Below are 6,187 nucleotides of genomic sequence, written 5' to 3'. Positions count from 1 at the left end.
CACACGATTAGAAGTATAAGCTTCTGTAAAACGTTTTATGAAATTATTATTAGTATCAGCAACAAGGATTTTTCCATTGAATTCTACTGCACCTCCTCTAGGAAAATTAAAATCAGAACCTAAGGTTACTATATCTGTACCATCGGCATTCATACGTTTTATGGCACTATTATTAGTATCTGCAACAAGGATTTTTCCATCGGGTTGTACTGCAACTCTATAAGGATCATTAAAACCAGAACCTAAGGTTACTATATTTGTACCATCAGCATTCATGCGCTTTATAGAATTATTACCGCCATCTGCAACAAGGATTGTTCCATCGGATTGTACTGCAACTCCTCTAGGACGATTAAAGCCAGAACCTAAGGTTACTATATCTGTACCATCGGCATTCATGCGCTTTATGGCATGATTATATGTATCAGCAATAAGGATTTCGCCATTGGATTGTACTGCAACTCCAGTAGGGACATTAAAACCAGAACCTAAGGTTTCTATACCGGTACCATCTGCATTCATGCGTTTTATCAGATTGTTAAATACATCAGCAATAAGGATTTCGCCATTGGATTGTACCGCGACTCCAGTAGGACTACTAAAACCAGAACCTAAGGTTTCTATACCTGTACCATCAGCATTCATGCGCTTTATGGCATTATTACCAGTATCTAAAATAAGGATTTTCCCATTGGATTCTACTGCAACCTCAAAGGGGCTACTAAAACCAGAACCTAAGGTTTCTATGGTCTCTAGTGTAATTTCTTCTACATAATAGGTGCCTGCACTTAAAACGTCTGCATCTGTTAATGCTGTACCGTCAATGGCTGTGGTATACCAAGTGGCCGTTGTACCTGTGCTTGGTGTGCTTACTAAATCTGCAACCGTGTCACCAGCATTATATTGTTGTGTATTGTCTGAGATACGGTTAACGGTGATTGCTAAACGCGCTATACTTTCTAAACCATCAATGGATTGGCTGGCGTAATATGTAGTGCCATCTGCCAACAATGTGGTATTTGACAAGGTTGTATTGCCTGTGGCTGCAGCATACCATTGTATGCCTGTACCTGTTACTTGCAAATCGTCTAAATCTTTATCATCGCCTGTATAGATTTGTGTAGGATATATGGTTGTTGGTACAGCGGTAACTTGCTCCTCAACAACAACTGCCACACGATTAGAAGTATAAGCTACTGTAATACGTTTTATAGCATTATTACCACTATCAGCAATTAGAATCTTTCCATCGGTTTGAACTGCAACACCACTTGGGCTATTAAACCCAGAGCCTAAGTTTTCTATAACGGTACCATCTACACTTACACGTTTTATGTCATTACTTGTAAAATTTGTTGCTGCCAAAATTTTTCCGTCGGATTGGATATCTAAGCCGAAAAGGTCACTAAATCCAGAAGCTAATATTTCAATATTGGTACCATCTGCATTCATACGTTTTATAGCATCATTACCAGCATCTGCTATTAGAATCTTTCCATCGGATTGTACAACTGCATCGTAAGGTAAATTAAACCCAAACCCTAAGGTTTCAATACCTGTACCATCGGCATTCATACGTTTTATGACTTCATTACCAAAATCTGCTATCAATATCTTACCATCGGTTTGAACGTCAACGCTAATAGGCCAAAACAAACCAGAGCCTAAGGCTTCAATTCCTGTACCATCTGCATTCATACGTTTAATTATATGGTTATTTGTATCTGCTACTAATAGCTTACCATCAGGTTGTATCGAAATACTCCAAGGTTCATTAAAACCAGAACCTAAGATTTCTATACCTGTGCCGTCAGCATTCATACGTTTTATAGCATCATTACCACTATCTGCAATTAGAATCTTTCCATCGGATTGTACTGCAACTCCTCGAGGAGAACTAAATCCAGAGCTTAAGGATTCTATAGTCTCTAGTGTTATTTCTTCTACATAATAGGTGCCTACACTTAAAGCGTCTGTATCGGCTAATGCAATACCTCCATTTGCCGAAGTATACCATGTGGCTGTAGCTCCTGTGCTTGGTGTACTTACTAAATCTGCTACAGTTGCTCCTGCACTAAACGTTTGTGTATTATCTGAGATACGGTTAACAGTGATTGCTAGTCTTTCAGTACTTTCCACACCCGCAATGGTTTGGCTAGCGTAATAGGTTGTACCATCGGTTAATAAAGTTGTACTTGGTATAACAGCTCCACCTGAGGCAGCTGCATACCATTGTATGCCTGTACCAGTGACTTGTAAATCGTCTAAATCTTTATCATCGCCTGTATAGATTTGTGTAGTGAAATTGGTTGTTGGTACTGAGGTTACTGCTATACCTGTCCAGTTAGATGTGCTTCCTGTTAGTGCAAAATTATTTAGGGTACCATTTAGGGTGTTTGATGTGGCATCTAATAATGTGGTTTCGCTAGAGTTATCAGCATTTACAACACCTTGATTGAATTTATAATAGGCTACTAAGCCTGTTTGTGGCAATGTTAAGTCCGTAGACATGTTAGCACTAATCTCAGCTATTGTTCTTGTTACGTTCCATATTCTAATATCATCTATGGTGGCATTTATATTTCTACCACCAAGAGGCCAATCTCCAATGGTTAAATTAGAGGTACTGCTAGTTATGGAAGCTGTGGTTGGCGAATTTGCGGTTTCTACTCCATCTAAATATATTTTTAGGTTTGAACCATCATAGGTTGCCGCTATATGATATTTTACTCCTGTAGAGATTGCCATTGTGGTAGATACTCCATACCAAGTCCCAGAGCTTCCTATAAAAAAGCTTATTTTTCCATCTGCATCTTGTCTTAAAATATAGCCTGCCGCACTACTTTGCTCTTTACTAATTATTGTACCATTACCATCAAGGGTTATAATAGCTTCAAGGGTTAGACTTGTACCTGTAATGTCTAATGCAGAAGGATTTCCGCAATCAATGGCATCATTGACACCATCAAAATTTAAAGCAGATGCTTGTTGTCCATAAAGGGTTTGATTGACTATAAGTAATAGTAATATACTGTAAATGTGTTTCATGGGGAATCAATTTAGTTATTGCTTACTGCCTTCATTAAATCTGGATTAAAGAATAACAGTATCATTAGTAAATCTAGATTTACCTATAACGATTCCAAAAAAAATGTGAAAATTAAACTCATTTTTGGGAAGTATAAACTAAACAATAAGCTAAAACTTACATTTTTATGATAAATTTCATTGAAGAACTAAACAATTCCTAATGCAAACTCAATCGTTTTTCTGTATTTTGAAGACATGAGAATATCTTGTTGATTAATTTGTAAGTAATCTTTCCCTACAATATTAATTTTAGAGATATTAACTACATAACGTTGATGACATTGAAAGAATAAATCTTCAGGCAAATGTTTTTTAAAATTCGATAATTTACTTCTTACAACATGAGTTTTATGTTTCAAACAGATTTCAAGATAATTACCATCAGACTTTATAAATTCTATATCTTTTATATTAAGCTTTACCTTCATTAATCGATCTTTAATAAAAATAAAACCATTCGTATGTATAGCGGAATCAGTATCAACTGCCTCCTTCTTGTTTTTTAAAAAATTAGTTAACGCTATGGTAATCGTTGTAAGTAGTGCAGGTTCTTGATAGGGCTTCATTAAATAGCCATTAGGTTTGGTTTCTAAAACATCTTTTAATGTTTTTTGATCACCATAAGCCGTTAAAAAAACTATAGGTATATTAAGGTATTGGCGTATTTTTTGAGCTAACCAAACTCCATTCTTTTTACCCGCTAAATTTATATCTATTAAAATTAAATCGGTTTTAGAATTTTGTAGTTCTTCCCAAGCATCTTCGGCTTTTGCTGACGACCCAGATAATTCGTAATCATTTGCTAGCAACATAGTTTCTAAGGATGCTCTTGATATGGCTATATCTTCAACAATATATATGTGAATAGCGTTAGACATCTTCTTCTTTTATTTTGAATTTGAACGTATAGGTTAATTCGTTTATAGTTTCTGTTTTAAGTTGAGCATTAATTTCTTCGGCTAACATTTTTATAAGTCTCAAACCTAAAGTTTTTGATCGTTCCTTTTCAGAAATTGATGGCATGCCCACACCATTATCTTTATATACAAACTTTATTTCTTGAGTATTTACCTCAGTCATAAAAATGGTAATTTTACCATCATTATCTTTAAATGCATATTTTAATGAATTTGTAACCAACTCATTTATTATTAAACCAATGGTTGTTGCATAGTTTAACGGCAATGACAAAGCATTGGTGTTTATTTCAAGTGTTACATTATCCAAATGAGAAACCTGTGATAGTTTGTTTGTAAGTTCTTCTATATAGTTCTGCATATTTATTAGCCCAATGTTATCATTTTTGTATAACATTTCGTGAATTAATGCAATAGAATTTATATGCTTTTGAGATTTATTAACAATTGTGCTAATGGCTTTATCATTATATTTATGAGATTGTAAATACAACAATCCAGAAATCAACTGTAAATTATTTTTTACACGATGATGTATTTCCTTTAACAAAACCTCTTTCTCACTGAGTGACTTTGTAAGCATCTGTTTTTGATTATTAATAATTTTAGATTTACTCCTATCTCGTTTGTAAACAAAAAATAATCCTACTAAAAGCAGGAGTAAAAAACCAATACCTAACTTTTGATAAAAGTCAATTTGCTGATTTTTATATATCTCCACCTTACTTTTTTTAAGCTGGTCAACCTTATCTTTTGTGTCTAATTTTACAGCAGTTTGCAAATATTTTTTACTAACCATGGCTAATTCTACAGAATCTTTAAAATACTTTTCTTTTTTAAAATACGCATTAGCCTTTTTACTACTTCCATTAAGCAAGTATAATTTTGCCTTTAAATTTAAGGCATTAGCTGTAATACTTGTACTTTTATAATACTTCAGAATATCAAAAACACTATCTAAGTATTTCAAAGCTACTTTGGGTTGTTCTTTATGATAAAAAATTGATGCAATATCATAATGGGCTTTTATTTCAAGGTGAGTTTCATGAGTGGTTTTGCTTGTTTTTAACACATCAAAGTGATAAGGTAAAGCCTTATCAAACTTATCATATTCTACATAAATATTAGCAATATTGGCACGTATTGAATTTCTAAAATGTTTTAAATACATTCCACTAACATTAGAGTTTTTACCAATAACTTTTCTATCTAATAATACTAATGATTTATTGTAATAGACCAATGCTGAATCTAATTCTTGATTATTAAAAAACGACAACCCAATATTGTTGTAACAGCTACTAGCTCCATAAAAATCTTCTTTGTTTAACAAATATTTTAAATGCATTTTAAAGTACTGTTGTGCCTGTTTAAAGTTTTTTAGGTCGTAATAAACATGTGCATAATTATGATTAAATCCATTATCAGCTTTATCAATCGCATTTGTATTATCCGTTGAAAATGCACTGCCATGGATTCTTGTTTGGGCTTGATAAAATGGTAATAATCGTAGCCATTCATCATACCGCTCAGCATTATTATAGGCCAACTTTAACACATACAACACAAAAACAGACTCTCGCATCTTTAAAAAAGCATCGTAAGTAAGTAACTCTTCAGCACGTCTTATAGTTTCTTCAATTTGTAGTTGATTATTATAATAATGAAACAAATAATACTTTGCTCTAACAATTTCATTTTCAGACGTATTGTTCTTGCACCATACTAAGTAATTTTCTGCAAGCTTTAAATAGGATGAAGAAAACTGATGTTCTGACCTTTTAAACTTTATATAGTTTTCAAAATAATCGGTAGCACTTTGAAATTCTTTTTCATTCTTAATTACTGTAAATCCAGGCGAAATAGAATCTTGCGCTTTCTCTTGACTAAAAACAGTGAACAGGCAAAAAACAAATAAAATAAGTATCGTTTTCTTCATTGAAGATAAATATATTCTAATACTAAATATATTTCAAATTATTTAGTATCGTTTTAAAGTTTATTTGGTATAAATCTCCATAATTTATTTTAAATAGAATAAATTATGTGAAGCTTCTTATATTTTTTGGGAAATATAGCTCCATATAAGCCGAATTAGAAAATTGTAATGTTCAAGATTATAGTTTGAAATAACATAAATGAATTTATGAATCACCCCAACCAACCTTCTCTATCCAAAC

At 33.0% G+C, this 6,187-nt stretch carries 3 protein-coding genes; all 3 read right to left on the bottom strand.

Annotated features, from left to right (window positions below):
• The coding region (locus ACRBBL_RS24215) for a LamG-like jellyroll fold domain-containing protein (protein WP_431371678.1) at positions 1-3,048 on the bottom strand (3,048 nt) is incomplete at its 3' end.
• Between the two features lie 188 nt (positions 3,049-3,236).
• Positions 3,237-3,968, bottom strand: coding sequence for a LytR/AlgR family response regulator transcription factor (locus ACRBBL_RS24210; RefSeq protein WP_431371677.1), 732 nt, complete (start codon positions 3,966-3,968; stop codon positions 3,237-3,239).
• The gene (locus ACRBBL_RS24205; protein ID WP_431371676.1) at positions 3,961-5,946 is read right to left on the bottom strand and encodes a histidine kinase dimerization/phosphoacceptor domain -containing protein; all 1,986 of its coding nucleotides are present in this window, start codon (positions 5,944-5,946) and stop codon (positions 3,961-3,963) included. The genes ACRBBL_RS24210 and ACRBBL_RS24205 overlap by 8 nt, the downstream gene beginning before the upstream one ends.
• Positions 5,947-6,187: the final 241 nt, after the last annotated feature.

Source organism: Kordia sp. (assembly GCF_050633145.1).
In the GTDB taxonomy this organism is placed as follows: Bacteria; Bacteroidota; Bacteroidia; order Flavobacteriales; family Flavobacteriaceae; genus Kordia.
The sequence above is the reverse complement of the archived record's forward strand: the minus strand, read 5'-3'. Positions and strand labels throughout refer to the sequence as shown.

What these genes read in the sequence shown, in the direction of transcription:
- ACRBBL_RS24210 (WP_431371677.1), bottom strand. Translation starts at nt 3,968, where the DNA reads ATGTCTAACGCTATTCACATATATATTGTTGAAGATATAGCCATATCA.
- ACRBBL_RS24205 (WP_431371676.1), bottom strand. Translation starts at nt 5,946, where the DNA reads ATGAAGAAAACGATACTTATTTTATTTGTTTTTTGCCTGTTCACTGTT.